At 55.5% G+C, this 26,575-nt stretch carries 28 protein-coding genes; 10 read left to right on the top strand and 18 right to left on the bottom strand.

Going from position 1 to position 26,575, the window contains the following annotated elements; translation table 11 throughout:
• Positions 1-5 precede the first annotated feature (5 nt).
• The gene (locus CR155_RS09145; protein ID WP_102069715.1) at positions 6-2,231 is read left to right on the top strand and encodes a PepSY domain-containing protein; all 2,226 of its coding nucleotides are present in this window, start codon (positions 6-8) and stop codon (positions 2,229-2,231) included.
• On the top strand, positions 2,221-3,195 hold the full coding sequence (locus CR155_RS09140; RefSeq protein WP_233214096.1) for an FAD:protein FMN transferase: 975 nt from the start codon (positions 2,221-2,223) through the stop codon (positions 3,193-3,195). Before CR155_RS09145 ends, CR155_RS09140 begins: the two co-directional genes overlap by 11 nt.
• Positions 3,196-3,278: 83 nt before the next feature.
• Here CR155_RS09140 and CR155_RS09135 read toward each other — a convergent pair whose 3' ends face one another.
• The 5 genes from CR155_RS09135 to CR155_RS09115 all read right to left on the bottom strand — a co-directional run bounded on the left by CR155_RS09135 (position 3,279) and on the right by CR155_RS09115 (position 6,859).
• Positions 3,279-3,653, bottom strand: a complete 375-nt coding sequence (locus tag CR155_RS09135) for a hypothetical protein (RefSeq protein WP_102069711.1) — start codon at positions 3,651-3,653, stop codon at positions 3,279-3,281.
• Between the two features lie 116 nt (positions 3,654-3,769).
• Positions 3,770-4,477, bottom strand: a complete 708-nt coding sequence (locus CR155_RS09130; RefSeq protein ID WP_102069710.1) for a Crp/Fnr family transcriptional regulator — start codon at positions 4,475-4,477, stop codon at positions 3,770-3,772.
• Positions 4,478-4,479: 2 nt separating this feature from the next.
• Positions 4,480-6,042 (bottom strand): HAD-IC family P-type ATPase, encoded by a 1,563-nt coding sequence (locus tag CR155_RS09125; protein WP_102069708.1) that lies wholly within the window; start codon positions 6,040-6,042, stop codon positions 4,480-4,482.
• 13 nt (positions 6,043-6,055) lie between these two features.
• Complete coding sequence (locus CR155_RS09120; protein ID WP_102069707.1) at positions 6,056-6,277, bottom strand: heavy-metal-associated domain-containing protein; 222 nt, start codon at positions 6,275-6,277, stop codon at positions 6,056-6,058.
• Between the two features lie 84 nt (positions 6,278-6,361).
• A complete protein-coding gene (locus CR155_RS09115; protein WP_102069706.1) occupies positions 6,362-6,859 on the bottom strand; it encodes a hypothetical protein in 498 nt (165 codons plus the stop codon).
• A gap of 284 nt (positions 6,860-7,143) precedes the next feature.
• Here CR155_RS09115 and CR155_RS09110 point away from each other — a divergent pair, with 284 nt between their 5' ends.
• The 5 genes from CR155_RS09110 to dsbG all read left to right on the top strand — a co-directional run bounded on the left by CR155_RS09110 (position 7,144) and on the right by dsbG (position 10,435).
• Entirely contained in the window at positions 7,144-7,815 is a 672-nt protein-coding gene (locus CR155_RS09110; protein WP_102069704.1) for a response regulator, read from the top strand.
• Positions 7,816-7,897: 82 nt separating this feature from the next.
• Entirely contained in the window at positions 7,898-8,047 is a 150-nt protein-coding gene (locus CR155_RS21020) for a hypothetical protein (RefSeq protein WP_233214066.1), read from the top strand.
• A 181-nt stretch (positions 8,048-8,228) separates the two neighbouring features.
• On the top strand, positions 8,229-8,714 hold the full coding sequence (locus tag CR155_RS09100; protein WP_233214065.1) for a thioredoxin family protein: 486 nt from the start codon (positions 8,229-8,231) through the stop codon (positions 8,712-8,714).
• Entirely contained in the window at positions 8,711-9,529 is an 819-nt protein-coding gene (locus CR155_RS09095) for a TlpA disulfide reductase family protein (RefSeq protein WP_102069702.1), read from the top strand. Before CR155_RS09100 ends, CR155_RS09095 begins: the two co-directional genes overlap by 4 nt.
• 132 nt (positions 9,530-9,661) lie before the next feature.
• On the top strand, positions 9,662-10,435 hold the full coding sequence (gene dsbG / locus CR155_RS09090) for a thiol:disulfide interchange protein DsbG (RefSeq protein ID WP_102069701.1): 774 nt from the start codon (positions 9,662-9,664) through the stop codon (positions 10,433-10,435).
• Between the two features lie 109 nt (positions 10,436-10,544).
• Here the strand turns inward: dsbG and CR155_RS09085 are convergent, their stop codons facing one another.
• From CR155_RS09085 to CR155_RS09070, 4 genes are read right to left on the bottom strand one after another with little or no spacing between them, the layout of a single operon-like run.
• Positions 10,545-11,342, bottom strand: a complete 798-nt coding sequence (locus tag CR155_RS09085; protein WP_102069700.1) for a sulfite exporter TauE/SafE family protein — start codon at positions 11,340-11,342, stop codon at positions 10,545-10,547.
• Positions 11,343-11,376: 34 nt separating this feature from the next.
• A complete protein-coding gene (locus CR155_RS09080; RefSeq protein ID WP_102069699.1) occupies positions 11,377-12,198 on the bottom strand; it encodes a phosphosulfolactate synthase in 822 nt (273 codons plus the stop codon).
• Between the two features lie 10 nt (positions 12,199-12,208).
• Positions 12,209-13,525, bottom strand: coding sequence for a lyase family protein (locus tag CR155_RS09075; protein WP_102069698.1), 1,317 nt, complete (start codon positions 13,523-13,525; stop codon positions 12,209-12,211).
• Positions 13,526-13,528: 3 nt separating this feature from the next.
• Positions 13,529-14,509, bottom strand: a complete 981-nt coding sequence (locus CR155_RS09070; protein ID WP_102069696.1) for a Bug family tripartite tricarboxylate transporter substrate binding protein — start codon at positions 14,507-14,509, stop codon at positions 13,529-13,531.
• A gap of 71 nt (positions 14,510-14,580) precedes the next feature.
• Between CR155_RS09070 and CR155_RS21350 the strand changes: the two genes are divergently transcribed.
• Complete coding sequence (locus CR155_RS21350) at positions 14,581-15,546, top strand: LysR family transcriptional regulator (RefSeq protein ID WP_102069694.1); 966 nt, start codon at positions 14,581-14,583, stop codon at positions 15,544-15,546.
• Between the two features lie 305 nt (positions 15,547-15,851).
• Here CR155_RS21350 and CR155_RS09055 read toward each other — a convergent pair whose 3' ends face one another.
• Positions 15,852-16,061, bottom strand: a complete 210-nt coding sequence (locus CR155_RS09055; RefSeq protein ID WP_102069693.1) for a hypervirulence associated TUDOR domain-containing protein — start codon at positions 16,059-16,061, stop codon at positions 15,852-15,854.
• A 124-nt stretch (positions 16,062-16,185) separates the two neighbouring features.
• The gene (locus CR155_RS09050) at positions 16,186-16,653 is read right to left on the bottom strand and encodes a DUF2231 domain-containing protein (RefSeq protein ID WP_233214062.1); all 468 of its coding nucleotides are present in this window, start codon (positions 16,651-16,653) and stop codon (positions 16,186-16,188) included.
• A gap of 99 nt (positions 16,654-16,752) precedes the next feature.
• On the opposite strand from CR155_RS09050, the gene CR155_RS09045 reads away from it, so the two are divergent.
• On the top strand, positions 16,753-17,214 hold the full coding sequence (locus CR155_RS09045) for a DNA-3-methyladenine glycosylase I (RefSeq protein WP_102069691.1): 462 nt from the start codon (positions 16,753-16,755) through the stop codon (positions 17,212-17,214).
• Between the two features lie 42 nt (positions 17,215-17,256).
• On the opposite strand, the gene CR155_RS09040 is transcribed toward CR155_RS09045, so the two are convergent.
• From CR155_RS09040 to CR155_RS09030, 3 genes are all read right to left on the bottom strand, one after another.
• On the bottom strand, positions 17,257-17,658 hold the full coding sequence (locus CR155_RS09040) for a carboxymuconolactone decarboxylase family protein (RefSeq protein ID WP_102069689.1): 402 nt from the start codon (positions 17,656-17,658) through the stop codon (positions 17,257-17,259).
• Positions 17,659-17,831: 173 nt separating this feature from the next.
• Positions 17,832-18,455 carry a GGDEF domain-containing protein gene (locus tag CR155_RS09035; protein ID WP_102069687.1) on the bottom strand — a complete coding sequence of 208 codons (624 nt, stop codon included), beginning with the start codon at positions 18,453-18,455 and terminating at the stop codon, positions 17,832-17,834.
• A 166-nt stretch (positions 18,456-18,621) separates the two neighbouring features.
• Positions 18,622-19,599: a glutathione S-transferase family protein gene (locus CR155_RS09030; protein WP_102069842.1), complete on the bottom strand. Its 978-nt coding sequence runs from the start codon at positions 19,597-19,599 to the stop codon at positions 18,622-18,624.
• 599 nt (positions 19,600-20,198) lie between these two features.
• On the opposite strand from CR155_RS09030, the gene CR155_RS09020 reads away from it, so the two are divergent.
• Entirely contained in the window at positions 20,199-21,752 is a 1,554-nt protein-coding gene (locus CR155_RS09020) for a TerC family protein (protein ID WP_102069685.1), read from the top strand.
• A gap of 14 nt (positions 21,753-21,766) precedes the next feature.
• Here the strand turns inward: CR155_RS09020 and chrA are convergent, their stop codons facing one another.
• Genes chrA through CR155_RS09000 form a run of 4 tightly spaced genes read right to left on the bottom strand, consistent with a single transcriptional unit; the run spans position 21,767 to position 26,512 of the window.
• A complete protein-coding gene (chrA, locus tag CR155_RS09015) occupies positions 21,767-22,975 on the bottom strand; it encodes a chromate efflux transporter (RefSeq protein WP_102069841.1) in 1,209 nt (402 codons plus the stop codon).
• Between the two features lie 7 nt (positions 22,976-22,982).
• The gene (locus CR155_RS09010) at positions 22,983-23,423 is read right to left on the bottom strand and encodes a DUF1810 domain-containing protein (RefSeq protein ID WP_102069840.1); all 441 of its coding nucleotides are present in this window, start codon (positions 23,421-23,423) and stop codon (positions 22,983-22,985) included.
• Positions 23,424-23,431: 8 nt separating this feature from the next.
• A complete protein-coding gene (locus tag CR155_RS09005; RefSeq protein ID WP_102069684.1) occupies positions 23,432-24,244 on the bottom strand; it encodes a M90 family metallopeptidase in 813 nt (270 codons plus the stop codon).
• 39 nt (positions 24,245-24,283) lie between these two features.
• Positions 24,284-26,512: a mechanosensitive ion channel domain-containing protein gene (locus CR155_RS09000; protein ID WP_158238252.1), complete on the bottom strand. Its 2,229-nt coding sequence runs from the start codon at positions 26,510-26,512 to the stop codon at positions 24,284-24,286.
• Positions 26,513-26,575: the final 63 nt, after the last annotated feature.

Here is a 26,575-nt window from a genome sequence, read left to right as displayed (position 1 = left end):
TGGTGATGATGCGTCAGCTACATTCGCTGCTCGGCCTGATAGCGGGCGTGCTGGCCATAGTGTTGGCAATCAGCGGTGCGATCCTGTCGCTTGACCCAACGCTGGAAAGACTGGGTACAACGATACCTCCCACCGGGCAGATCGACGTTGCGACGCTAGCCGGCCGAATAGCCCGGCATTACCCCGGAGCAGAGCAGATACAGCGCACGCCATCAGGTTCGGTCATTGTCTATTACAGCCGCGACGGCCAGACCGGAATTGACCGTATTGACCCATTCACCGGGCAGGGCATTGCGGCCCACATACCCTCGACGTTTACACGCTGGATGAAAGGCCTGCATCGGTCATTGTTGCTGGATACACCCGGGCGCGCGGTTTCAGGTATGACGGCACTCATCATGCTCGTACTGTCTATTTCGGGCGCTGTGTTGCTGGTCAAGCGCGTAGGAGGCTTGCGACATATTGCCGAACCATTGCGTGGCGGCTTCAGCCAGCGATGGCATGCACAAGTGGGCCGCTTCGTGCTGGCTGGATTGCTGCTGTCTGCGGTCACCGGGGTCTACATGTCGGCTGCAAGCTTCGGTTTTATTCCTGATGGCATGCAGAACGAGCCTGATTTTCCGTCCGGGCTTGCCAGTGGTCCCGCAGCGCCCATAACGACGTTGCCCGCTCTGCTGGCTACCGACCTGAACGACCTACGCGAACTGGTGTATCCCAACCCAAATGACCCTACGGATGTTTACTCGCTACGCACGGCCCAAGGTGATGGTTATGTTGATCAGGTGGAGGGCTCGCTCTTGTCCTACCAGCCACATAACGGTATCCGCGACGCCTACGAACTGATCTATCAATTGCACACAGGCGAAGGCTTTTGGTGGCTCGGTTTACTCCTTGGACTGTGTGCGGCGAGTGTGCCGTTAATGAGCATCACGGGCGCCTTGACATGGTGGCAGCGTCGGCAATCCATGCCGCGGATTACCGAAAACAATGGGCCGCAGTCGGCCGACACGATCATTTTAGTGGGCAGTGAAAACAACAGCACCTGGGGTTTTGCCAAGGCTCTGCATGACGCGTTGAAGCAGGCTGGTTTCCGTGTGCATACCGCGGCGATGAACCAACTGGCAACCGAGTACCGTCGTGCCGAGCGCCTATTCGTTCTCACGGCAACGTATGGCGATGGTGACGCACCCAGCTCTGCCACTCAGTTCCTGGCGCGACTAGACAAGACTAAGGCCAATCCACAAGCGGGGTATGCCGTATTGGGCTTTGGGGACCGTCAGTTCCCGCAATTCTGCAAATTTGCAAGGGACACTGACGCAGCCCTGGCCGCCCATGGCTGGCGCCGGGTAATGGGCCTGGACACCATTGATCGGCAGTCAGCGCAGAGCTTTACCCGATGGGGCAATGCCGTTGGCCAGTGGATCGGCCGGGACCTGACCCTGCTGCATACGCCACGGCGTCCACGAACACAGAGCTATGTGTTAATGGAGCGGGTCGACTATGGTGAAAAAGTGCAAGCGCCCACCAGCATTTTGAGATTCGCAGCGGTAGTCCCGCAAGGTATGGCTGGCTGGTTGTTGCGCTTGACCCGCGCCAACGGACTGCCGCATTTTGAAGTCGGCGATCTGGTTGGCGTTGTGCCTCCCGGCAGCTCCATCCCCCGGTTCTATTCGTTGGCCAGCAAGTCGGCTGATGGATTTCTGGAAATCTGCGTGCGCAAGTTGCCCGACGGCGAGTGTTCCACGTTTCTGCATGCCTTGAAGGTGGGCGATCGCATGGACGCTTTTATCCAGCTGCACCCGGATTTTCGCCCAGCTTCCGGCCAGGCCCCGGTGATACTTATCGGCTCCGGCACAGGAATCGGCCCCCTAGCCGGGTTTATCCGTAATAACACTGGCCGATATCCGATGTACCTGTATTGGGGTGGGCGCGACCCGTCTTCTGATTTTCTTTATGAGCCCGAACTCAGCACTTATTTGGCCGACGGTAGATTGACGGGGTTGCGTGCGGCATTCTCACGAGTTCGGGATGGCGCTTACGTACACGACAGAGTATTGGACGACAGCACTCAAATGCGACAACTGATCCAGAGTGGGGCGCAAGTCCTTATCTGCGGCAGCCGTGCCATGGCTGAAAACATCACACGGGCCATGAATGAGATCCTCGCCCCCCTGAACCTTGATGTACAGACGCTTAAAGCACAAGGGCGGTACCGTGAAGATGTATTCTGAAGCACAAGAAGCGTCGGCCCCTTTTTTACGGCGTCGTGTCCTTAGCGGCAAGACGATGGGAACCCGTTACAGTGCTGTTTTTTTTGCCGAGGCGGGGCTTGATGAGACCGCCGTCGGCGCCGCCTTGTTTGCCGCGGTCGACAAAGTGGATTGCCAGATGTCCACCTGGAAACCGGACTCCGACCTGAGCCGCCTGAACGCATTGCCGCCGCGACAATGGCTTGCCGTGCCCGAAGAGCTTCTGACCGTACTGGATACTGCCATGCGCATAGGCGAGCAGTCCGAAGGCGCATTTGATATTGGAGTGGGGGATCTGGTCAATGCCTGGGGGTTTGGTCCCTCTGGATCTGTGCCTGATGAACATCAAACAAGGGTGTTAGAAAAGCACCTGCGCTATTCAGCAAGTGATGCATTGGAGATCGATCACGAGCATAAGCGGGTTCGCAAGCGCATGCCCATCGCGTTGGACCTTTCAGGGATTGCCAAAGGCTACGGAGTGGATGGTCTGGCCTGCTGTCTCGACAGCTTTGGAATTACCCGTTACCTGGTTGGTATTGACGGTGAAATGCGCGCTAAAGGCATGAAGCCTGATGGTAAAGCGTGGGCCGTCGCCATCGAAAAGCCGGTACCTCACGTTCGGGAAGTCATGGGTGTGATGGAACTGATCGACGCCGCCATTGCCACGTCGGGGGACTACCGACATTGGGTCGACTTGGACGGCAGGCGCCATGCCCACACCATGGATCCAATCGGGCGTCAGCCTGCGTGCAATCGTCTTGCGGCGGTTTCAGTGGTGATGCCAAGTTGTATGCTTGCTGATGCCTGGGCTACCGCCTTTCTGGTGCTAGGGGAAACCGCTGGAGTGGAATTGGCCCAGAAGCGGGGCATGAGCGTGTTGTTTGTGCTTCACGACGGCGAAACATTTCAGGAGATAGTTATTCTTGATGGGCAGCATCAAATATAGGCCCGTAGGCAGGACATCTGTTTAGCCAGTCGGGCGGGCCATTCAGGCGATGCTGCCTGGATGGCCTTCAAGAAGTGCTTCGATTATTGAGCAGCGGGAGGTGCTTCAAATTTGTCGGCGTACTTCATCATGATGTCGCCCATGGCGCGCATCATTTCGCCATGCATTTGCATCATGACTTTCGCATTGGCTCCTCCACCGGGGGCCATCATGGGGCAACCGCCCATCATGCCCCCCATGCCACCCATGCCACCCATGCCACCCATGCCACCGGCCATCATTCCGCCCTGCCTCATGTATTGCATCTGGGGAGACCAGTTGCTGGGAGCGTCAGCCCCCATAGACGGCGTTCGACCTGGCATGGGCATTTCGCTGCCAGGGTTTGCTGCCATTGCGATTCCGCTCATATTCAATAGAACGGCGGAAAGCGTAGTTGCGCATAATGTCCGAATCTTCATGATTATCTCCGGCTTAGAACCTTACACCTTGGCGGTGCAAGGGAATTGGTTCGCGCGGTTTCGCGAATACCGCTAGTGTAGATTGGCAATTGATGTGATGCCACGGGGTTTACAATCTATAGTAAGAGCAGTGCGTCCAGGTCGAGTATGAGCACCCCTCGTTGGCCGGATTGTTTTATCCACCCCGATTCTTCAAATTGGGCAAGTCGTCGACTGATGGTTTCGGGAGTCGTGCCCAGGAAAGAGGCAAGGTCTTTGCGGGACATGGGAATCGTCAACTTACTGGAACCTTGCTGCTCGACCTGTTCGGCAAGGAATAGGCCAATGCGTGTTTCAACAGAGTCCGTGGCAATGCTGGTTGATTGTTGCTCACTTTTTCCCAGACGCTTTGCGAGCTCGTTCAGGATGTGCAGGGAAATGCTTGGATGTTCCAGCAGCAGCGTCTGAAGATCTGTACGCTGAATCGAACAGATATCGGCCTTTTCCAATGCCTGAGCGTAGGTTTCATGGAAGGAATCGGAAGAGAACATAGCCAGCTCGCCGGTGAAGTCGCCGGGAGTGAGAATGCGGACAAGCTGTTCTTTTCCCGATTCGGATAAGCGATACACCTTCACGCGCCCACGATGAACAATGCACAATTGGTTGGAATGCTCGCCTGAACGGTGGATGAATTCGCCGCGCTCGAAGGTACGACTTTTTGCCAATTTTGAAATGCTGGCGAGGTGTTGCGAGGGTAGGTGATTGAATATAGGAACCATGGAAACGCACAGTGCTTCTATATTTGAATCGCTGATATCGGACGCTGCGCAGCCGTGCTGTTTCATTGCTATATATCCTGTGTTGCTTGCGCAGCTTTCTTCCGGCTCGCATAAATCATCGCGAGATCTGGATGGTGAGGGTTTCTGTAGCAGGTAAGCCTGACCGCATTCAGGATCACTATCAGGACGCTAAGCTCGTGTATCAACATGCCGGAAGCAAGAAACACGCTGCCCAGCAAGACCCCGAACAGCAGCAGCACGACAGTTGCCATCGCGAAGTAGGTGTTTTGTTTCATGTTGCGCAATGTGGACCGGGCCAATAAGTACGCGTACGAAAACTGTCCCAGCCGGTTGGACAGCAGAACGACATCGGCTGTTCCCATGGATACTATAGAATTCGCCGCGCCCAAGGCAACCCCTACATTAGCAGCAGCCAATGCAGGAGCATCGTGTACACCGTTCCCGATTATTGCGACCTTGTGACCTTGGGCAATTAATTCAGTCACCTGCTCGACCTTTCGTTCAGGGGAGAGTTCAGCGTACACGCCGTCCAATCCATAGGCCCTGGCCATCGCACGACCGGTTTCGACACTGTCTTCGGTAAGCAGGTAGAGCTTGCTGATTCCAGCGCTACGCACTTGGTCGATCGCAATTTGCGTGTCTGTTCGGGCTTCGGCTGGTCCTTGGCTATCCGTCGTTAATATGCCAGCCTTAGTGAATAGTACGACATCGACTTTCGCGAGGTTTTCCACTGTTTCCCCGTCCTTTATCAGGATGCCGTGGCGGGCACCATTTCCCAGGCCAGCGGCCAACGACACCGGCCCGGCAATAACCAGCGCACCGGGACAGGCGATGACCAGAAAGGTGAGGGCCATATGGATATCGCCAGTGAAAACATAAACCAGAAGCGATAGGGCGACGACCGACGGCGTATAAGCAGTGGCAAACCTCTCAAGAAACCAGTGTGTTTTTGTGCCGGTTTCCTGAGCATCTTCCAGCATGGCGATCATTTTTGAGGACGTCGTGTCCGCGCTTGTACATCTGGCGATTACTTCGACATAACCACTTTCAAGGAAAGTCCCACTGTAGACCACGTTATTGACGGATTTCCTGACCGACTCCGTTACACCGGTGATAGCCGATTCGTCGATTAGCGCCAGGCCAAGAACGATTGGGCCATCGACGGTGACTTTCTCGCCGCGATGGATTGCTATGCGATCGCCAATTGCGATATTTTCGACGGCGATAGAGACATTGCCGTCGGCACGTATGACGGTTGCCCTTAGCGGCTCGGAAGCGATCAGTTTTTGCATTGCCGAGCGGGTTTTTTCAAGCGTTCGGGCTTGAAGCCATGCCCCGAATACAAATAAAAAAGTGACGACAGCCGATTCAACATATTCTCCGATGATCAACGCCCCGACGACCGCGATTGTGATCAGCAGCTCTATACTGAGTGTCTTCATCCGTAGTGCCTTATATGCCTTGAACGGTATCGGCGTGCCGGCTACGGCTGTGGACATGATTAGGACCAGATTTTTTAGATCGTATTGCTGTGCGCCGTGCAGGGCGAGGGCTGTCAGCAGCAGTGTGCCTGCTGCCAACACGATATAGGCGTCCCTCATCCGGTTCATTCTTTACGTTCCTTCATGCGACCTTTTTGGAGAGAACCGTGTAGCCGAGGCTGGCGATGATATTCCCCAGCGTGGTCGCATCGACGATGGATTCATCGAATTCAACACGGGCCTTGGCAGAATGGAATAGCAGCCTGGCATCCCTGACGCCTGGCTGCTTTAGCAGCGCACCTTCTATCCTCCTGATGCACGACGGGCAACTGAATGGTTGCATTTGATAGACGGCCTTCTTCATTGTGAACCTCGAGCCGGGTTTTGGGCAGCTTCTATTTCGGCGCCGCCCCTGACCGAGTCATGAATAGACCGCTACAACTACCGTTTAGTGCGGCAGTTCGATTTTTTTCCAGCCCGGATGATCGAAATGTTCGCCGTAGGCATTAGCCGCCTCGGCGATCTTGACGACACCGAGTGCGCGGTCCTGGCTTGGTTCTTTTCCTTTCACGGTTTCCAGGCCACCAACCATCTGCCCAAGCAGAATGTGAAGTTGGGCATCAGCCTGGGGTTCCAATTTACAGTTCTCTACGATATAGGTAAATTGCGTGTCAATTTCCTTGCTGAAAGCGTCGTACTCAGTCGGCGTCAGTTTTCCTTCGTGAGCGGCTGGCAATGCCTTGGATACGGCGGCATAAATTGTATTCATGCCTTTTTGCAAGGGGGCGTCAGTCGTCCATTTTTGGCCGGCATTCAGCTCAAGCGCATTGATCGTTGTAGCATGTTGCTCGTGCGACGCAGTCTCTGCGGCGAAGGCCGGGGCTGCCAGGTTGCCGAGGGAAAATGCCAGAGCCATGGTCAAAATCAATTTCTTAGTGGATATCATTGTTTACTCCAGAAGTTAGGTAGTCAGGTTGTGGCCACGACTCCATCTTAGGAATACCATCGACATCAATCATTGACCGCGGTCATGTTTCGCCAGGCCACGTTGATATTTCTTTCTCGAGTACAGAAGCCCGACGCTGAGCCCCGTATTCATAATCACCGGTTGATATCAAGACAGCATGATGAAATGACGGGATCGAACGTGGCGGGAAAACCAGTTAATTTTTTACCTATAGCACTTTGATCAGGTTGGCCGTTCAGCGCCGGCCGGAAAAGGAAAATAAAATGCATATCTTGCTCGTCGAAGACGACCCCTTGGTGGCGAGCGGTATTGTGGCGGGCCTGAAGCTGCACGGCCTGACAGTGGATCATGTCGGTACTGCCAGCCTGGCTGATACTGCCTTAGCGACTTCGGATTTCGACGTTTGCATCCTGGATCTGGGATTGCCAGACGAAGACGGTATGGGGTTGTTGCGCCGCTGGCGCGAACAGGGCCGCAACGTCCCCGTCCTTATCCTCACCGCGCGCGACGCGCTGATTCATCGTGTGGATGGACTGCTTGGGGGCGGTGACGATTACTTGATCAAGCCTTTCGACTTGGATGAGTTGCAGGCGCGTCTGCATGCGTTGACGCGCAGAATCGCCGGCCGCAGCAAAGACTGCATCGATCACGGAGAGCTGACTTTCTGCTCCTCGACAGGCGAGGTACGCTTGGCTGGTGCACCGATAACATTGGCTCGTCGGGAACTCGCGCTTTTGCGCGCACTGCTGCAGAACCCCCGAGCGATACTCAGTACCGAGCAACTCTGCGATAGTGTCTATGGCTACGAACAAAATCTGGAAAGCAATGCCATCAACGTCCATATTTATCATTTGCGGCGCAAGCTGGGAAATAATATTGTTGAAACCGTGCGGGGGTTGGGCTACAGGCTTGGCCCGGCCGTCAAGGTAGAGTAAGGATGAGTCTGCGCCTGCGGCTTTTGCTTGTTATCGGTGTGTCGCTGACCGTGTTGTGGGTAGCTGTACGGGCTGGATGTTCATGGATGCACGTCAGTCCTTGCGCAACGCGCTCGACAACAGGCTCGCAGCCTCTGCCCGGATGGTGGCCGGGCTGATGGCCCAGTTTCCAGAGCCCCAGGATATCGCTGCAAACGGTAATCGGCCCCTGGATGTCGTGGCGCGCGATTGAGGCGCTGCGACCCATTTACGGTGATTCTATAAGCCGCGTATCGGTGCAAGCCTTAAGGTTCCCTTAATCCTGTAAGTGCACTATGCACGCAAATCATTTGCAGGAGTTAAGCTTGTTTGTTCACCGGATTGGTCGTGCTGTCCTCGTTCTATGTTGCTTGTCCCTTGGGAGCGCGTGGATATTGTCGATCGCAGTCGGCCTCATTGCGTGGGCACAAGCCGTGGCGGCCAGGCAGCAACTGGCATGGGCCTTGCGTTCCGGGGCGGTATTTGCTGGCCTGTGGTCCGTAGAGGCTACCCGGACGACTTATGTTCACGCGAAATCGGTGGCGGATGTCGATGCGCGCGTAGCCGAAGCGGCGATGCGAGGCGAGTGGACCCTGATTGATTTCTACGCTGACTGGTGCGTCAGTTGTCATGTGATCGAGCGTAATGTATTCGGCGATCCCGCGGTTGCGGCGCGTCTCGCGTGTATGCAGATAGTGCGCCCGGACGTGACCCGCAACGATGTCGCTGACCAGGCGCTGCTCGAACGCTGGAATGTCATGGGGCCAACCACGCTCATAACCGTCGAGCCGGATGGCACCGAACGTCGGGATCTGCGCGTGGTCGGTGAGATTGGCGCGCGCGGGTTTTTGGAACGGTTGGACGCGGCGGGTGTGTCATGATCGGCATAGGTCCGTTTCCTGTACAAACCATCACTGTAATCGTCGCTGTGCTGTTGGCCTGGGTGAGTGCCCGTATTATGGCCCGGCGCTTGCCCGATGTGTTTTATAAGGCCGCCGGGTCGATGATTCTTGATGCACTGTTTTGGGGATTGTTGGCGTCTCGTCTGGCTTACATCGCCCAATGGTGGGACGAGTACGCGGTCGCGCCGATGTCCATGATCGCCATCGGCGATGGCGGTTTTACTTGGTGGGTCGGCGTCGTGGTGGCGATTGCCTACATCTGGCGGCGAACGCGGTTGGTCAGGGGGTTGCGCCGCCCCGTGCTGGCGGGCGTCATGGCAGGTGTCGTAGTCTGGGCCGTCGCGGGCGGCGTGCTCGATTCGATGCAGCGTTCCGCACCGCCTCTGCCGGACTTGCGGTTGGCGACACTGGATGGACGTCCCATTTCCCTCAGCACGTATGCAGGTCGTCCAATCGTGCTCAATCTCTGGGCGACTTGGTGCCCGCCATGCCGCCGCGAGATGCCAGTATTTGAGAAGGCCCAAACGGAATTTCCGGATATCGCCTTCGTCCTGGTCAACCAAGGCGAAAGTGCGCAACAGGCGCTGGCCTACCTTAAAACCGAAGGTCTGGATTTGACGGATGTTCTACTCGATCCCGCTTCGGAGGCCATGCGATCAATGAACTCGCGCGGCCTGCCCACTACATTGTTTTTTGACGCAAAGGGTCGCTTGGTAGACTCGCATCTTGGCGAAATCACCATGCCCAGCCTCAAGGACAAAGTGCTACGTCGCTTCATTCCATCTACTAAGTGAGGTACCGATAAGTGACCACCATGTATGCCCAGCCTTTATGCCTATCCTTTACGGCTGCCGTTAGCCTCCTGTTGGCGGCTGTCACGCACTTTTCATCCTAATCATCGAGTTCACTACAGACAAGGAATAACTATGTTTGCACAGCGTTTGATTTTTTCTCTCGTCGCGGCCGCTCCCCTTATGTTCATGACAGCCGGTAGCCAGGCGAAAAGCAGTGACAGGCCACCGGTACTCGAGGCACTGGAAAACCAAGGCATGAAGATCAAGAAGGAGTTTGATGTAAATAAGGGGATTCGCGCTTTTGCCGGTGTCGCGGGCGACAGGCCAATTGCGGTATACGTCCTGGCTGATGGCAATGCCATTGTGGGCACACGCGTGAACGCTAAAGGTGAGCCGGTTGATCACGCGACACTGCAGAACCTGGTTGCCAAGCCGATAAGTGATCAGGCTTGGGCGGAGTTGGAGTCGGCTACCTGGGTGCTGGATGGCAAAGCTGACGCGCCGCGCGTTATATATAGCTTCACCGATGCAAATTGTCCCTATTGTCACCTCTTCTGGGAGGCGGCGCGCCCATGGGTAGACGCCGGAAAAGTCCAGCTCCGACACGTGTTGGTCGGAATCATCAAGGAGGATAGTCCGGCCAAAGCGGCAGCAATCCTCAAAGCATCCGATCCTTCAGCGGCGCTCCGCGAAAACGAAGTGCAGTTTAAGCAGGGCGGTATTACGCCCGCCAGTAGCGTTCCCGACGATGTGCATAAAGTCCTCGAAGACCACCAGCTTCTGATGTTATCCCTAGGATTCCGTGGCACCCCGGGTATCGTCATTCGAGATGAAGATGGCCTGATTAAGAAATACAACGGTATGCCGCAGGAAGGTGAGCTGGCTGAAGTGCTAGGCCCGCGCTAATGCGCAGTCCAAATGAAGAAAACGGACTGCACTGCAACGGTTTGCCCAGTCGTCGTGACCATTACGGTGGTACTTGGTTGCGAGGGACTTCCCAATGAGCCGGTGAAAACTACATGAGGCTGCGCACTAGCAATAGGCAAGCTACCAGAATGCAAACTGAAGCAAATCCCCGCTGCAGCATAACTGTCGGCAAGTGTTTGACGAAGTACTGACCTATAGCCATGCCGCCCACGACCGCCCCAATGAAACTCGCTTCTAAAGGAGAGACGGCAAAACCCCGAACCAGGAACGAAGCCACAGTGAACGCGGAAACAAGTGCAATTACGGTTAGCGACGTGGGCACGATACTTTGCATGCGTAGTTCAGTGTAGCGGGCTAAAGCGGGCACGATAATAAAGCCACCCCCGACGCCTAGCATTCCCGTACAGATACCGGAGATGATGCCGATGGACCCGAGCGTGAGCGCTGTTCTGGCGGTCCACACAAACCGCCCCGTGTTGGACGAAATTCTGCAGGCCTTTGCCGGTTCAAGGTGATCGGCTTGATAGCTCGTTGCAAGTGATTGCCGGAACGTTCGGTAGCCGACCCATACCATGATGCCTGCGAAGAGGACGCTGAGCCAATCGGCCGGCAGTCGGTATGCCATGGCTACGCCAAGTGGCGATCCCAGCCCGCCCGTGGCAGCCATAAGCAACGCCGCTTTGTAACGCACCGTGCCACGGCGCAAGCCATAAATGGCGCCAAGCGCGGCACCCATGCCTACGGCAATAAGTGCAATCGGCACGGCGCGAGGCATGCTCATGTCAAGGCCGAAGACAAGCGCTGGCACGGCAAGAATGCCTCCGCCAGCGCCGGTCAAACCCAAAACCGCGCCCACCAGCAGACCGAGGAGAACACCGATTCCCATAATTTTCGCGAGGATAAGCTATTGATGTAATGTACTAGAGATCGGCGAAAATAGAATAATTGACGGCACGCCCTATGCCGCGTCGCATGCCTTCCAATCGCAACGCTTGGCCTAGAGTGATATTAGCCAAATTCACATCACTGCCGAATTCGACAAGCATCGTGGCGTGCTGCTTGGGAAACCGGTAAGGGTCCGCCTCGATGAGCGCCCGGCTGAACCACTCACGAGCCTTGAGCTGTGCCATGTCTGTCGGCCTCTCGGACGCGAGCAGGTCGAGCTCCGACTGCTCCAATGTTACGTAGTCAATGCCGAGGGTTAGCAAGTCCGCGACGATTTGGTCTAAATCATCAAGCTGCATGGGCACATCCGGATCCTTGGTCCCGTACTCGTATACCACTTGAAAGCCTTGTTTTTGAAGCTGATCGATGACTTTCATCCGTTCATCGCGGCTCAATGACACGCAGTTTTCGGAAACCTCAAGTGCGTCCAGACCGACCCGACGTAATAGTTGAAGAAACGAGTCGACTTGGTTCTTGCGGTAGGCATATTCAAAGATAATTCCGCCGGCATAGACCGACACGCCGTAATCCTTGTAGCAAGCAACCGCCTTCTTGATAGTCTGCTCCGGTAGAAGAAGCAGGTTGGGCGCAAAGATTTTGACGAAATCGATATAGTCTGACGTGCACTCGAGAGCCGAGCGAATCCCAATTTCGCTGCCACCCCAACCAAAAGTGTCGGGACCCCAATCGATAACTGAGGTAATGCCTTTCTTGCGGGGCTTTAGGTCTCGGGTTGGCAAGGCGAGCCCGCTTGGTACATGGGCGTGTTCAGGCCGCTTGTTGATGCTGTCTTGCATTCTTACATCCTTATGATTTAGTCGTTATGCCGTTTACAGCCCGCCGGTTTGTGATGTACTCGATGGCGCGGTCCACCGCTTGGGGTGCCAAGCCAAGGTACGTCCGATGATCGAGTAACTCGTCCACTTCCGCTGCACTCAGGTGGGATGCAAGCTCTTCATGTGTGAGCAACGCCTCACGAAATCCCACGCTGCTGCCTGCGCCCGCTTGTTTTGCGGCCTCTCGGATAACGGTGTGGGCTCTGTGCTTGCCGATGTGCCGGCCCAACGCAAACATGATCCGTTCCGCCATAATCAAACCGCCGGTACGTCCGAGGTTTCGCTCCATGTTGACAGGGCGAACGATGAGTCCTTCCAAGAGCCCATCGCCTGCTACTAGAAGCTTGTCCATGTTTGTCGCAATGGATGCAAGCGAACTGTCGTTGCTGATTTGATCGCGCTCGTAGATCGAAACCATCCAATCGAGCAACACACCCGACTCATGGGCGATCTGACGGGCCAACCCGATGACAGCAGTTGCTTTGCGCGGGTTGGACTTATGTGGCATTGTGCTTGATCCGACTTCGGCGTTACCCTCATCCAACTCGGCAAAATCGTCGCCTTGGAGCAAGAAGATGTCTTGCGCCATGCGGGCCTGACTCTTGGCCATGATGGAAAGGATGCATCCCCATTCAGCATGCTTGTCACGCGTACCCTTCCAGTCAGCCGGTTCGGGCCTTTCCAGGCCAAGCTCCTGCATTGTCAACGCTTCGACTTCGAAACCCCGATCTCCGAGCGCGGCGTAGGTGCCAACAGCACCCGCGAGCACACCGGTGTTGGTTCTTGAAAGCCACCCCTCCATCCGGTCGATGTTGCGACGATTTTCAAGCATCCAGGTGCTCGTTTTGAGGCCGAAGGTAATAGGTAGGGCGTGACGTCCCACTGTGCGACCCATCATGGGAGTTGATCGGTGGGTTTGCGCAAGCGTCATCAGACGCAATTCGATGCCCAGGGAGAGCGAATGGAAACGCTCCATTGCGCGGCGCATCTGGATGACTTGAGTCGTGAGCCGGATATCCGGTGTGGTTGCCCCGTAATGCAAGAAGGCGGCCGCTTCATCGCCGAGTGCCACTGACCAGGTTTTGAGCAATGCCACTAACGGATGGCCAACGATCTCCAAGTTTCTCTGAATTGATTCAGATGGCGCGAAATCGGGGTGTGCTTTGTCGTTGATGGTATCGGATGCCGCCTGAGGGATGATGCCCAGGCGAGCCTGAGCTCGGGCAAGGGCAGCTTCTATCTGCATGATCGTGGCGACGGTGGCCCTTTCCCCGAATATATCCTGCATAGCCTAGCCCTTTTTCATTCCGATCTGGTCGATCACTTTTGCCCAGCCTTTCTGTTGTTGAGACAACCAGACGGCAAAGTCTGTTTTGCCTTGCATGACCGGCTCGAAGCCGAGATCGCGCAGGTTTTTTTGAATCACCTCGGAGGAAAGGATCTGACTGATCGCGTTCCTCATGGCCGAAATCACCTCGTTAGGCGTTCCTTTTTGTCCCACAAGGCCAATCCACAGCTCTACATCGAAATTCCCGTAACCGGCCTCATTAAAGGTAGGTACGTCTTGCGCGAGCGGGTTTCTTTCCCGGCCAGTTAGCGCAAGGGCCTTAAGTTGCCCGCTTTTAAGATGAGACAGTACGGGAGCAAGCCCGATAAATGCTGTATCAACCCTGCCCGAGGCTAAATCAACGAGTGATTGGCCGCCGCCTTTGTAGGGGATGTGGACCATGTCGATGCCGGTTTGCTGCTGGAATATTTCACCGGCTAGATGATGCACGGAGCCTGCGCTAGAGGCTGCGAACGTTAACTCACTAGGTTTCGATTTCGCGAGCTCGACCAATTCCGCTACTGAACTTACCGGCAAACCAGCATTGACCACCAGCACCTCGGGGGAGGTCGCAATCTTTGCTACAGGTTCGAACTTGCTCATATCCCAGGCAAGTGACCGGTTAAGCAATGGCTGGATAGGGATCGAATCAGTGATCAAGGCAAAGGTATAGCCGTCGGGTTTTGAGCGGGCGAGCTCTGCCATTCCTATCGCACCGGCCGCACCGCCCTTGTTCTCGATGATGACGGTCTGGCCCAAATTCTTTCCCAGCTGGTCTGCCATGATTCGGCCAACGATATCTGTCGCGCCGCCCGGAGCGAACGGAACTATCAACGTAATGGGCCGCTCGGGCCAAGTTTGGGCGAGTGCCGGGGTTGCGGAGCCGAGGAGGGGGGCAACTGCCACCATCGCGGCGGCGGTTATGAACTTACGACGTTTCATCATTGAGTCCCTATATTTAATGTGGACATCGTACGTCAAAGACGTTATAAACAAAAATTAAAAAAATTGGTCGCGTGATAAGAAGGGGTTTTCACTTGGAGCTTGCCGTTACGTCTCGTTTGTCCTCGTTGAGGTTCAAGAGCCTTAAGTTGCTGCAGATCATTATTGACGAGGGATCGGTCCGCAAGGCAGCCGACGTCCTTTGCGTGACTCAGCCGGCCGCCAGCTCAATGCTGCAGGAGGTTGAGCAGGCACTTGGGCTTGAACTGTTCGCGCGGTCTCGTAGCGGCATGACGCCTACGCCTGCTCTTGTGTCATTGCTTCAACGTCTAAAAGTTATCGATAATGAACTTCTAGCGTTACATGAGGATGCGAATGCCCTCCAAAGTCGAGATCGACAGACCTATCGGTTGGGTGTTCTCCCGAGGAGCATGCAGAACTACATGCCGCAAGTACTCGCGAAAATCGTCGAACAACATCGCGGACTGGAATTTTCCGTTACAGAAGCTACATCGGACATCCTCCTGCGCGAGCTTAGCGACAACCGATTGGACTGTGTCGTAGCGCGGTTCACGCGGGATGCCGTAGTCGTAAAGGATGGTGGCCGTCCTTTCAGGTTTCAGGTGCTGTACGAGGAGGGCATGTGCGTTGTTGCCGGAAAGCGCCATCCACTTTCGAACAGAAAGCGGATAACTTTGCGAGACACTCTGGATTGGGGTTGGACACTTCCGCCAAAAGGCTCAGTGACTCGGAATTTGCTGGTAGACGAGTTCTTGTATTCCGGAATTTCGCCGCCCGTACCGGTTATTGAATGTGCGAATTTCTTCTCAAATCTTAGCTTAGTGGAACAAGGAACACTGCTTACGGTCGTGCCTGCATCGGCCGCTCGCAAATATGCAACGCTCCACGGAATTAGTATCTTGGATTTGAAGTTACAGACCCCGTTGCCTCCGATTTCATTGATTTGGCGGGAGGGAAGTCCGCTCCAAGGACCGTTCGCTGTGCTTCGGGACGAGCTGCTCCGCAATTGCGGCACATAAAGGCGTATTGCGCGACGGGAAGACGGCGCAGAACTACGCTCGCTGAGTCTGTTGCCTAGCCAAAAAAACCATTATCTGTGTAAGGCGCCTCGGCACCGGTGAGGGCCATAATTACCAGCCTCGCGGCAAACTAATAAACGCATAATGTGTATTATGTAAAGTCAGATATTTTGCATTCAGATCGCGCTTCGTATCCTGACATCGACGATCCGTTCAACTCGCGGTTCCCGAAGCAACTCGGCAAATTCCTCAAGGCTCCGATTGGATTGCCCAATGGTGAAAAACGGCAGCATCACACGTCGCCCTTATATGCGATCAAGCGCGCTGCCCTTATGCGCTGCGATGTGATCGGTCTTGTCGCTCCTGATCTCATATTGAGGGTCATCTTCGGAGGCGTGATGCGTGTGTCCCTTGTAATCGAAATCGCGGGTGTGAACTTTAACGATTGTCCCCGACACCCGCCCGGCTTCGGAATTCCAGCTTACATGATCATCGACCTTGAATTTCTTCGTCATATTGCGACCTTTCAGTTCAGATTTCTGTGAATATAGTTCGTCTTCCTACTCATCGAGCGAGCACTTCGCGAACGTCGCGCTTCGCGGATTGTTGGCAAATCACGCTGACCGATCGGCTAGTCTATCAATGAACACTGGCAGGCAGGCTTACTCGCGCCCTTCCACCCCTACTCCGTAGACATGGACCATTTGCCCACCCAGCCATCCCGAAAATGGTAATCATGAGTACCCCAACAGCTGACAGGATGATAGGTGTTTTGAGGTCGACGGAATCGGCGGTACGCAACCAGATATTGACCGCATACAGTACCACCGCCGCCAAATTGATCGCCATATGGGTAAGCGCAATTTTTTTGACTGGTGGCTTGCCGCCCTGATAGTAAAGTAAATCGATAAACCCCGGAACGGCGGCCAAAAGAGCACCGACCAAGCCGCCCACCATGGTATAGAACGCGACCGTAGTCCACGTGCTCGGCATGCCCATGGCAAGCCCGATCAAGTCACATATAAAAGAGAAAACCCACAGGCCAATCGGAAATACCACCAGCATGGGATGAATCGGATGTTTGCTAATACTTGCAGGGGTACGCATGGAAGACGCCTTTATCGAGACTAGACAGTGGCATTTACAGTAATCTTATAGCTCAATGTTTTCATTGCAGTCTAGCTCCTCTTGCTGTCATGGGTATCTATGGCTCCTCATATCGTGACCGGCTGGAATCCATTGGCCGGCGACTTTCCTTCAAAGGACGACCAGGTTTTTGAGTTGCTGACGGCCGCCGTCTTCCAGGCGCGCTTCCGGCCCGACGTGGTTCGAAAGCGCTGGCCGAACATTCGTGAGGGCTTCATGCACTTCGAGCTGGAAGTCGTCGCAAGTTGGCCGGATGAAAAGCTGGCAGAGCTGATGGAGTTCGAGGGCATGATCCGAAATACGAAGAAGATTCGTGCGACGCTCTTGAATGCCCGAGAGCTGAAGGCCTACAGCTGCCAGTATGGGGATTTGCAAGCGTACCTATGTTCATTCGGCAACGACCAGGAGGCGTTGGTACGGGACATCGATACATGGGCACACTACATCGGAGCCCCCTCGATAAGGTGGTTCGTGCAAGCTTCCAGCGCCAGAAGCGAAGACCGGAATTCTTGTTGCGAATAACGAAAACCGTGGTGCCTTCATGAGCCGTCGCACAAGCCCGGATCAGTCTGTCCTGGGCGTGTCGGTGTTGTCAGACGACGCGGCCGAGCGGTCCTCTTGGCCGGGGTTCTGCCCATGCAGATGATCGAGGGTCTGCAGGGCGAGGGTTGAGTGCGCATAGGCACCTCCCGCACGCATTTCTGCAGCCACCCAGATCGCTTCCATGATCTGGGCATCACTCGCTCCTGCTCGGGCCGCGCCTTCAGTATGGCCCTTGATGCAATAGGGACATTGGGTGACATGTGCCACGGCGATTGCAATCAGCTGTTTCGTTCGGACGTCAAGAGCGCCGGGCGCCATGACTGCCTTACTGAACGCCTTGAAAGCCGCCAACGGCTCGGGCGCGAGTTCCGCGCGCTTGCGGGCAATTTCTGCTGTCGGGTTGGGATACATCGCGTCGTCCATGCGTAATCTCCTGAAAAAATGAATATATCACTCATCATAGACCTACTGACTCGCCGTCGAACATCCTGCGCAGTCGGTTCAACAACTGCTCGGAAAACATTTATTGGAGAAATACACATGAATATTCAGCGATTACGAGTGTGATTTAGCGTGGATTTCAGCTGGATCTTTCCTTACGCTGGCACCACGCCGGCTCGCCGCGTGGGCGCCTTGCGCCGTCGGTCTTCATCAGCGTGCCGTAGTAACGCGTGTATGTCGAGTCCGTCGGCGGGATATCGCGCAACGCCTGTGCTGGTGTTTACGCCTAGATCCGACAGCTGCTCCAGTGCATGGGTGATTTTGACCGCGACAAGCAGGACATGGTCTGCATCCTCGATTTCTGGCAGAAGCACTGCAAATTCGTTTGCGGTAATCCTTGCTACGGTATCGCTTGCCCGCACGCATGCAGCCAGCTGCTGCGCTACCAACTTAAAGGATTCGTCGTTCACGGCGTTGGCATCGCTGACTGCGTCGGACCAATCCAGACGAATACAGAGCATGCCCAGATTTCTTCCGTAGCGTTCAGCCTGCAGCAAGGCTTGATTTGTTCGCTCCGTCAGAAGGTTGCGATTGGCCAGTCCGGTTGGGCCGTCGCGTAATTCAAGCTGGGACACGCGCTCTTCGTATTGCAACCGTTCGCTGATGTCTGTGCACCGTGCAACGTAGCTCAATATTTTCCCAGTAGCGTCCTGAATGGCGTCAACTTTTCCTGCCGGTACGATCGCTTTGCGCAATATAGGTTTTATAGATTCTGACACGCTGGTTCCTGTTTACGGCGCTTGAGCTTCGTCCTGGGGCGTTTTGCAAAAGCGAAATACAAGTCAGGTCGTTCAAGCTTTCGCTGCACGTGAGTAGTACTTCAGTTTACGGCAGCACAATGGATATCTTTAAGTTGCATGTTCACTTTCGCTATCCCTTTTCCCATCAAGGCAGATCTTCCGGTGCCACATCCGGCAATTCGATTGCAGGACCCGCCGGAACGATCCCGTTGGGATTGATCGTCGTGTGGCTTCGGTAATAATGCTGCTTGATATGTTCGAAGTTCACCGTCGACGCCACGCTTGGCTGTCGATAAAGCTCTTTCGTGTAGCGCCACAAGTTCTTGTAATCGACCAGCCGCCTTATGTTGCACTTGAAATGGCCGTGGTAGACCGCGTCGAACCGGATTAGTGTCGTGAACAAGCGCCAATCCGCCTCGGTAATCCGTTGCCCAAGCAGGTACGGCTGCCTTCCCAACTGTGTTTCCAGTTCGTCCAGAGAGGCGAAAAGGCTATGGACTTCATGGTCGTAGACCTGCTGATCGGTGGCGAATCCTACCTTATAGACGCCATTATTGATGGTGTCGTACACATGCGCGTTGACCGCATCGATCTCAGGGATAAGCTCCTTGGGGGCATAGTCGCCCTTCCTCGCCCCAACATCATTGAACGCCGAATTGAACATACGAATGATTTCTGCGGACTCATTATTCACGATGGTATTGCGTTCCAGGTCCCATAGCACCGGCACTGTCACACGGCCGCTGTAAGTTGGCTGGGCCTGCAGATAGACCTCGTAAAGGTATTTGGCGTCGGCCACGGGATCAGCGATCACCCCGGGCCCGGGTTCGAAAGTCCAGCCATTCTCACCCATGAAGGGGTTGACCACCGACACGCCGATGATCGATTCCAGGCCTTTCAACGCACGCAGGATCAACGTCCGGTTTGCCCAGGGGCAGGCCAAGGAGACATACAGATGATAGCGGCCAGCTTCGGCCTTGTAGCCGCCAACTCCACTGGGGCCGGCCCGCCCATCAGGCGTTATCCAGTTGCGGAATTGGGCGTCATTGCGTACGAAACGCCCTCCTGTAATTGCTGTGTCGTACCATTGGTCGTGCCATTTCCCGTCTACGAGTAATCCCATGTCGAATCCCTTGATTGCATTGAAAGCGCTATTCGTAAGCATTAAATACAGTGATGTCCGCGAGCCTGATTGTGTGCCGATCACGCGAAACAGCACGGTTCCCACGCTATAATCGACCGCTTCATCCATTCACTCTGCTTGTATGAGACGATTTATCGTCCTCTTTCTCCTGTTTTTATTACCCCTGCAAGTGCTGTCGGCTTCCGTTGACGACTTGAACGCCGAACGGAACCTGCCAACCCCTGCCAATGCGGTCTGTGCCTGTTCGGTCGCCGGCGACGCCGACATTCATACGGTACAGGCGCTTATGCCGTCGGAACCGGGAAATCAACCATCTGTCCATGCTGATCTGAATGATTCGGTTGATACCGCCGACGTCCATTGCTCGGCGCGGGTTCTCTCGGTTTTTACCCGATCCCGTTACGTCGATACCATTATCTCAGACGTTTTCCTGGCTATCATAAAGCCCCCAGTAATCTAGCCGCCACGGTCTCGCGTGTACGATGCGACACGCCGTTTAACTTGACTCACACTACTCCGGCGTCCGTTTCCGGAATACGTTGACATATTCGCGGTAAGTATTTTCACTGGATTTTTATATGGATTGGCTTTTAGACCCCAACATTTGGGTGGGCCTGCTCACGCTGGTCGTGCTGGAAATTGTGCTTGGGATCGACAACCTGATCTTCATCGCCATTTTGGCGGACAAGCTACCGCCGCATCAGCGCGACAAGGCGCGATTGATAGGTCTGTCGCTGGCTCTCATCATGCGACTGGGATTATTGACCATCGTATCCTGGCTGGTCACACTGACTACCCCCTTGTTCTCCGTCATGTCCTTTTCGTTTTCGGGAAGAGACTTGATTCTGCTGCTGGGCGGTGTGTTCCTCCTCGTCAAGGCGACTACGGAGCTTCATGAACGGTTGGAAGGGACGACTCAGCACCATGGCACCAGTAAAGCCTATGCCGGGTTCGCCGTGGTGGTCACGCAGATCGTCGTTCTGGACGCTGTATTTTCCTTGGATGCCGTCATCACCGCGGTCGGCATGGTAGACGAATTGCCAGTGATGATGGCCGCTGTGGTCATTTCCATGGGCATGATGATGTGGGCGTCCAAGCCGCTCACGCGTTTCGTGAATGCGCACCCTACCGTCGTCGTATTGTGCCTGAGCTTCCTGTTGATGATCGGGCTGAGCCTGACGGCTGAAGGACTGGGCTTCAAGATTCCCAAAGGGTATCTCTACGCTGCCATAGGCTTTTCCATTGTCATTGAGTTTTTTAATCAACTTGCGCGGCGCAGCCTGCTTAAGTCTGACGCCCGGTTGCCTTTGCGGGACCGAACTGCGGAGGCGGTGCTGCGCATGCTGGGCAGCAGGAACCGTACTGAAACGGCAGAAGCCGAATCCAGGAATGACACACCCGGGCGCGAGTCCGCGTTCGGTGCCGAAGAGCGCAGTATGGTGAGTGGCGTCTTGACGTTGGCCGAACGGTCGATTCGATCCATCATGACGCCACGTACGGAAATTTCGTGGATCGACCTGAATGACGACGTAGCAACGATACAGCGTCATTTGCGAGAGACGCCACATAGTCTCTTTCCCGTATGCCGCGGCCAGCTCGACACGATATTGGGCGTTGTCAGGGCTAAGGATCTGATGGCCGACATGATGGATGGAAAGGATATTAACCAGCTCTCGGACATGCGCCAGCCCATCATGCTGCATGAATCAACCGGTGTGCTTAAGGCCATGGAGATACTAAAAGCTTCGCATGGACAACTGGTTATGATTTGTGATGAATACGGGACAATTCAGGGGCTGCTGACTCCCATCGATATCCTGGAGGCTATCGCGGGTGAGTTTCCCGACGAGGACGAACAGCCGACAATTCAGCTTATAGGCCCTGGACGCTGGCGGGTAGATGGGGCCACTGATCTCCATTATTTCGCGCAGATGCTTGAGACGGATGCCGTATTGAGCCATGATGACTCGTTTACGTCCATTGCAGGTTTTCTACTGGATCATTTTGAAATGTTTCCCGAAACCGGCGCGGTGATCGAGTTGGATGGTCTGCGTTTCGAAGTCGTCGAAACCACCAATCGGCGTATAGTCACACTGCATGTATCACGCATGGAGCAGGAACGGTCGACCTAAGATTGTTGACGCCTTCACGCCGCCCTGCTCAATATCCATCCGGCCACTGCGCAGGCCAAGACAACCAGCCATGGCGGCAGCTTCCAGTACACGAGTGCGATGAACGCCGCTAGCCCGAGGGCGAAATCGCTGGGCTCATGGATGGCGCCGGTCCACACCGGTTGATAAAGGGCCGCCAGCAACAATCCGACCACGGCGGCGTTAATACCCGTGAGTGCGGCCCTGCTGCGCGTATTGCGGCGCACTTGATCCCAGAATGGCAATACACCCACCACCAACAGAAAAGATGGCGCGAAGATGGCGATCAGGCAGATCATGCCGCCCATCCAGCCGTGGACCGCCCCTGACAAGGATGCGCCAACGAAGGATGCAAACGTGAACAGCGGACCTGGCACCGCCTGAGCGGCACCATATCCAGACAGAAATGTTTCATTGCTGATCCATCCAGCAGGCACGACTTCGGCTTGCAACAATGGCAGCACGACGTGGCCGCCGCCAAAGACCAGTGATCCGGCGCGGAAGAAAGCGTCAATCACCGCAATGGTTTGATTGGGCATTATCTGTGCGAGTATTGGCAATCCGCCCAACAGTAAAACGAATAGTGACAGGGAAATCATGCCGGTCCGCCGGCTGATCGCGATGGGCAAAGGGTCGTGCACATTATCTGTTGGCGGCTTGAACATGATGAGCCCAGCAAGTGCTGCCACGGCCAAGGTACCCACTTGCGCCCATGCGGAAGGGATAAGCAAGCAAACGCACGCCGCGATGGCCATGATGGTGATACGCGGGGCATCCGGACATAGAGTTCGCGCCATGCTCCATACCGCTTGAGCAACGACGGCTACGGCCACCACCTTCAGGCCATGCAGTGCACCGGCGCCGAGGCCGTCGCCATACATTGAAAGCCCTTGAGCGAACAAGAGCAAGGCTATGGCCGAAGGCAGCGTGAAGCCAGCCCAAGCCGCTATGGCTCCAGCGTAGCGGCCACGTGATAAGCCGATCGCGATTCCGACCTGACTGCTGGCGGGGCCCGGCAAAAACTGGCATAAGGCCACCAAATCAACGTAGCTGCGTTCTGACAGCCAGGCGCGACGCGTTACAAATTCATGGTGAAAGTAGCCCAGATGGGCGACCGGACCGCCAAAAGAGGTGAGCCCGAGGCGGAGGAAGATCAGGAAGATCGACCATGGGCTGGATTCGATACGGGTATTTACGGACGTCATGGGAGCGTCAACCTGGCTCACCGGTGCTTGCAAGCAGCGCCAGTGTGGCGGCGTCCATTTTGCCGTCGAAATACTTTTTCAGTGCGGCTGCAAAAACTTCTTCTGCTGGAGCAATATAAGAGAACAAGGTCATGGAAGAACGAAATTTCATGGCGTCGACATGCCCCAGGATGTCTTCTATGGTTCGACCCTTGACCGCATTTACCAGTTTTGCGGATGCACGCAACCGCGTACCTAACAGAGGATGGTCCAGGTAGGCCCTGCCCTCTTCTTTCGATGCAATGGCGAACTTGCGTGCCATGTCGCTGTTTCCCAGCCCTTTCATCTGCGGAAAGATGAACCACATCCAGTGGCTGCTTTTTCGGCCCTTGCGCAATTCTTCGTAGACCTCGTCAAGAACGGGGTCCTGGGCAAGCACGTAGCGTTGCAAATCATAAGGGTCATTCATTTTTACACCTACAGCCATTCACGCGGATCCACCCGATAGTACCTCTTTAATTCCTCGTACAGTGCAGCATGGTGCGCTGCCATTTCCCGGGGCTTTTCAAAGAAAGTTTCGGTTGCCACAGCAAAAAATTCGGCAGGGTCGGTTGCACCATATTCGTCGATGACCGTGTCATGGTCGTGGTCAATCATGGCCTGGAGACTAGCGAATTCGTGGGAGAAGACGGAAGCCCAGCGTTGATAGTTGTTGCGGCTCCCCAGTATTGGCGCACCGTCGGCTCCGCCGGATTCCTCATCGAGCTGATGCGCAAATTCGTGCAGCACCACATTATGGCCATCTGTGAAATCGCGGCTGCCCAGTTTGACATGATCCCATGCCAGTACCACGCGACCATCGCCCCACGATTCGCCGAGCAAATCATCTTCGTGGTACGAGACTACTCCCACGGTGTCTATTTCAGTCCGCGGGGCGAGAAATGCCGACGGATAAACCAAAATGGACGTAAGTTCGGGATAGACACGCGTCTTGCGATTCAATAAAAGGAGGCAGGCTATGCCGGCTATGGTCACCCGGATCTCGTCGTTGATTTCCAGCCCGCCGCACCCGTGAAAGTCCTTCGTGTGAAGGAAGTGTTGGATCAGGCGATGCAGTTGCTGACGCAAATCCGCAGGGAGCTTTCTGTAGATTGGAACGTTTTTCTCCAGTATCTTCTCAAAGTGAGGAGGGAACGGAGAGCGAATTGCATGGCGCAACTTCAGTTTCGGTACAAGATCGACCAGCACAATGGCGGCGATGACCAGGGCCACTAGTAGCAAGGCGTCCATGATGTTGATCGCTACGCCGCCATCGGCGCTGTGGGGTATTTACCCGGCATTGATCACCATCGTTTCCTTGGGATTGACGAGCCGAATATCGCGATCACGGAAACACTGCAGGATGCGACGGTTGAATTCCCGTTGCACCGGCCACCGACCCTTGTCCAATGTACGTATCTGGCCTGCTACGGTAATCATGTTTCCGTCCACTTGGTCGACGCCCCAGATATCGAGGTCGGCCAGAATCAGATCCTTGAACCTCGGATCGGCGCGCAGGTCCGCACCCACGCTCTTGAGCGCATTGAATACCTCTTCCACATTGGAGTCCGCGGTGACGCTGACCCGCACGGACGCGTTGCCCACGCCACGGTTGGTGTTCGTAACGGTCGACACGGCGCTGAATGGGATCACGTGCAGCGCGCCGTCGCCCGCCCGCAGCCGCACGGTTCTGATCGACAGGTATTCGACACTCCCTGAAAGTCCGGCAACTGTGACCCAATCACCCACTTGCATGGCATTTTCCATAAGCAGGAAGATCCCAGTGATAAAGTCCTGGACCAGTTTCTGCGACCCAAATCCCAACGCCACCCCGATAATGCTGGCGCCGGCCAGCAAGGGTGCAATGGTGACGCCCAACTGGCTGAGGGCCGTCAATAGCACTACCAGAGCAATCGCGACGAATAGCGCGGTGCGCATCATGGGAACCAGTGTGCGCAGCCTCGCCGCGCGCGCGAACTCCTCCGCGGCGCGCCAACGGTCAAGGCGCCGGGTGATCGTTGTATTCAAGCTTTCCCACGCGATGGCAGCCAGCGCACAAGTGATGGCAATAGTCACCGCAGCGGAGGCCAGACGTCGCCCTACCGAACCTTCCCTGAACCAGTTCCATGCATCGAAGCCCCAGACTTGCAGCAATACAAGGCCGGTGACAACGGCGATGGTGATGTGGATCAGGCGGTGTACAAGACTGCGGTAGAGATTGCGAGGAGCTTCCCTTGTTACGGGCTGCTCAGGTGAATTTTCCTTGTCCCGTGCGAAAGCCCGGTCCACTGCCCCCAGTACGAAAATCGCGAGCAAACCTGCCGCAACCATGACGGCGGCCGACCATGCGAACAACTGTACAAGCCGCTCAAAGCCGCCAGGCGTCCCCGCGGACCACAAAAGCCAGACCCCGACAATGAGTACAGTTGCCAGGAATGGCCATACGTCAGCAACGACCCGCCTGATGCCGAACAATCCGACACTGCCGGTCGGCGTGCCTCGAATCAATGCCGCTATCGCTCTCCTGCTGCGCCAAACCATCATCAGTAAAAGTACGTGAACAATCAACGCGACAAGCTTGGAAATGGTCTCGTACAGGTCCGGGCTTGCTCCCATTGCGAGAAGTATATTGGCAAGTGCTGTGCCGAATACTGCGATTACTATGATCCAGCGGAGCCAGTGATACACCCACACGGCGCTGGACTGGCTTATGTGCATCAAGCGAAGGTTCTCGTGAACGGGTGATACGAACAGCTTCAAGATTGCAAGTGCTATCCGCGTCGACACGTAGGCGCCCACGATGATCAGTAACCCCTCATGGAGCGCGGAACCTTGCTGGCTTACGACGCTGCCCAGAATACTGGCCAAGGCAACGAAGCCGAGTAAGGGCAGCAAATTGAGCACACCTTGTCCCAAGGCATATGGAATGCGTCGAAGCAGGCTCGAGTATCGTTCCGCTTCCAGTGGCCGACCATCCGTTGCCAGTTGCGTCGTTGTGCCGAGCGAGGGTGACAGGATATCGCGGCCTCGCTTCAATCCACGAATCAAGAGCCATTCCGCCAAAAGCGCGCCGGCCAGGACAAGTATTGCCTTCGCGAACGAGACAAACAGACCTTTCTGGTCTCTGGCTGCGGTCGTTGATGCTTGCCACCACTGGGCCGGATCTCTTAATTTGGTGAGCGAGCGAGCGCTGGACTGGAACCAATCTGACACTTGAGCCAATCGTTGGCTGGTCGCGGCAAGCAACTGATCGAGCAGCCCTCCCCGGGTAAGTGCGACCGGTGCGTCCTCTTCTTTGCTCGGTTCCGCGAGGGTGGCAGCGGGCTGCTCGCCACCGCTGGCCAGAACAATAGCGTGCAAAGTCTGTTCTAGCTCTGCACGCTTGGCGTCGTCCTGAAGAATGGACAACGCATGTCGAGCCTGGGCGGGGGTCAGTGTTGTGGTGGCGTCGGTCTGGGCTGCGCTGGCCGGACCCGCAGGTTCGACCGCATGGGCATCGCCCGCGATGGAGAAGATCACCAACAGGGTTATCAATAAAGCAGGGAGGAGCGTTATATTCCGACGGAGCAAAGGCATAAGCAT

The sequence above is a fragment of the Pollutimonas nitritireducens genome (genome assembly GCF_002849615.1).
Lineage (GTDB): Bacteria > Pseudomonadota > Gammaproteobacteria > Burkholderiales > Burkholderiaceae_B > Pollutimonas > Pollutimonas nitritireducens.
This window is presented reverse-complemented; position numbering and strand designations above follow the sequence as displayed.

What these genes read in the sequence shown, in the direction of transcription:
- CR155_RS09070 (WP_102069696.1), bottom strand. Translation starts at nt 14,509, where the DNA reads ATGATGAAACGTCGTAAGTTCATAACCGCCGCCGCGATGGTGGCAGTT.
- CR155_RS09115 (WP_102069706.1), bottom strand. Translation starts at nt 6,859, where the DNA reads ATGATATCCACTAAGAAATTGATTTTGACCATGGCTCTGGCATTTTCC.
- CR155_RS09010 (WP_102069840.1), bottom strand. Translation starts at nt 23,423, where the DNA reads ATGAATGACCCTTATGATTTGCAACGCTACGTGCTTGCCCAGGACCCC.
- CR155_RS09075 (WP_102069698.1), bottom strand. Translation starts at nt 13,525, where the DNA reads ATGCAGGATATATTCGGGGAAAGGGCCACCGTCGCCACGATCATGCAG.
- CR155_RS09045 (WP_102069691.1), top strand. Translation starts at nt 16,753, where the DNA reads ATGGCTCCTCATATCGTGACCGGCTGGAATCCATTGGCCGGCGACTTT.
- CR155_RS09110 (WP_102069704.1), top strand. Translation starts at nt 7,144, where the DNA reads ATGCATATCTTGCTCGTCGAAGACGACCCCTTGGTGGCGAGCGGTATT.
- CR155_RS09095 (WP_102069702.1), top strand. Translation starts at nt 8,711, where the DNA reads ATGATCGGCATAGGTCCGTTTCCTGTACAAACCATCACTGTAATCGTC.
- CR155_RS09055 (WP_102069693.1), bottom strand. Translation starts at nt 16,061, where the DNA reads ATGACGAAGAAATTCAAGGTCGATGATCATGTAAGCTGGAATTCCGAA.
- CR155_RS09130 (WP_102069710.1), bottom strand. Translation starts at nt 4,477, where the DNA reads ATGAAACAGCACGGCTGCGCAGCGTCCGATATCAGCGATTCAAATATA.
- CR155_RS21020 (WP_233214066.1), top strand. Translation starts at nt 7,898, where the DNA reads ATGGATGCACGTCAGTCCTTGCGCAACGCGCTCGACAACAGGCTCGCA.
- CR155_RS09080 (WP_102069699.1), bottom strand. Translation starts at nt 12,198, where the DNA reads ATGCAAGACAGCATCAACAAGCGGCCTGAACACGCCCATGTACCAAGC.
- CR155_RS09040 (WP_102069689.1), bottom strand. Translation starts at nt 17,658, where the DNA reads ATGGACGACGCGATGTATCCCAACCCGACAGCAGAAATTGCCCGCAAG.
- CR155_RS09140 (WP_233214096.1), top strand. Translation starts at nt 2,221, where the DNA reads ATGTATTCTGAAGCACAAGAAGCGTCGGCCCCTTTTTTACGGCGTCGT.
- CR155_RS09005 (WP_102069684.1), bottom strand. Translation starts at nt 24,244, where the DNA reads ATGGACGCCTTGCTACTAGTGGCCCTGGTCATCGCCGCCATTGTGCTG.
- CR155_RS09085 (WP_102069700.1), bottom strand. Translation starts at nt 11,342, where the DNA reads ATGGGAATCGGTGTTCTCCTCGGTCTGCTGGTGGGCGCGGTTTTGGGT.
- CR155_RS09050 (WP_233214062.1), bottom strand. Translation starts at nt 16,653, where the DNA reads ATGCGTACCCCTGCAAGTATTAGCAAACATCCGATTCATCCCATGCTG.
- CR155_RS09120 (WP_102069707.1), bottom strand. Translation starts at nt 6,277, where the DNA reads ATGAAGAAGGCCGTCTATCAAATGCAACCATTCAGTTGCCCGTCGTGC.
- chrA (WP_102069841.1), bottom strand. Translation starts at nt 22,975, where the DNA reads ATGACGTCCGTAAATACCCGTATCGAATCCAGCCCATGGTCGATCTTC.
- CR155_RS09145 (WP_102069715.1), top strand. Translation starts at nt 6, where the DNA reads ATGATGCGTCAGCTACATTCGCTGCTCGGCCTGATAGCGGGCGTGCTG.
- dsbG (WP_102069701.1), top strand. Translation starts at nt 9,662, where the DNA reads ATGTTTGCACAGCGTTTGATTTTTTCTCTCGTCGCGGCCGCTCCCCTT.
- CR155_RS09135 (WP_102069711.1), bottom strand. Translation starts at nt 3,653, where the DNA reads ATGAAGATTCGGACATTATGCGCAACTACGCTTTCCGCCGTTCTATTG.
- CR155_RS09020 (WP_102069685.1), top strand. Translation starts at nt 20,199, where the DNA reads ATGGATTGGCTTTTAGACCCCAACATTTGGGTGGGCCTGCTCACGCTG.
- CR155_RS09030 (WP_102069842.1), bottom strand. Translation starts at nt 19,599, where the DNA reads ATGGGATTACTCGTAGACGGGAAATGGCACGACCAATGGTACGACACA.
- CR155_RS09125 (WP_102069708.1), bottom strand. Translation starts at nt 6,042, where the DNA reads ATGAACCGGATGAGGGACGCCTATATCGTGTTGGCAGCAGGCACACTG.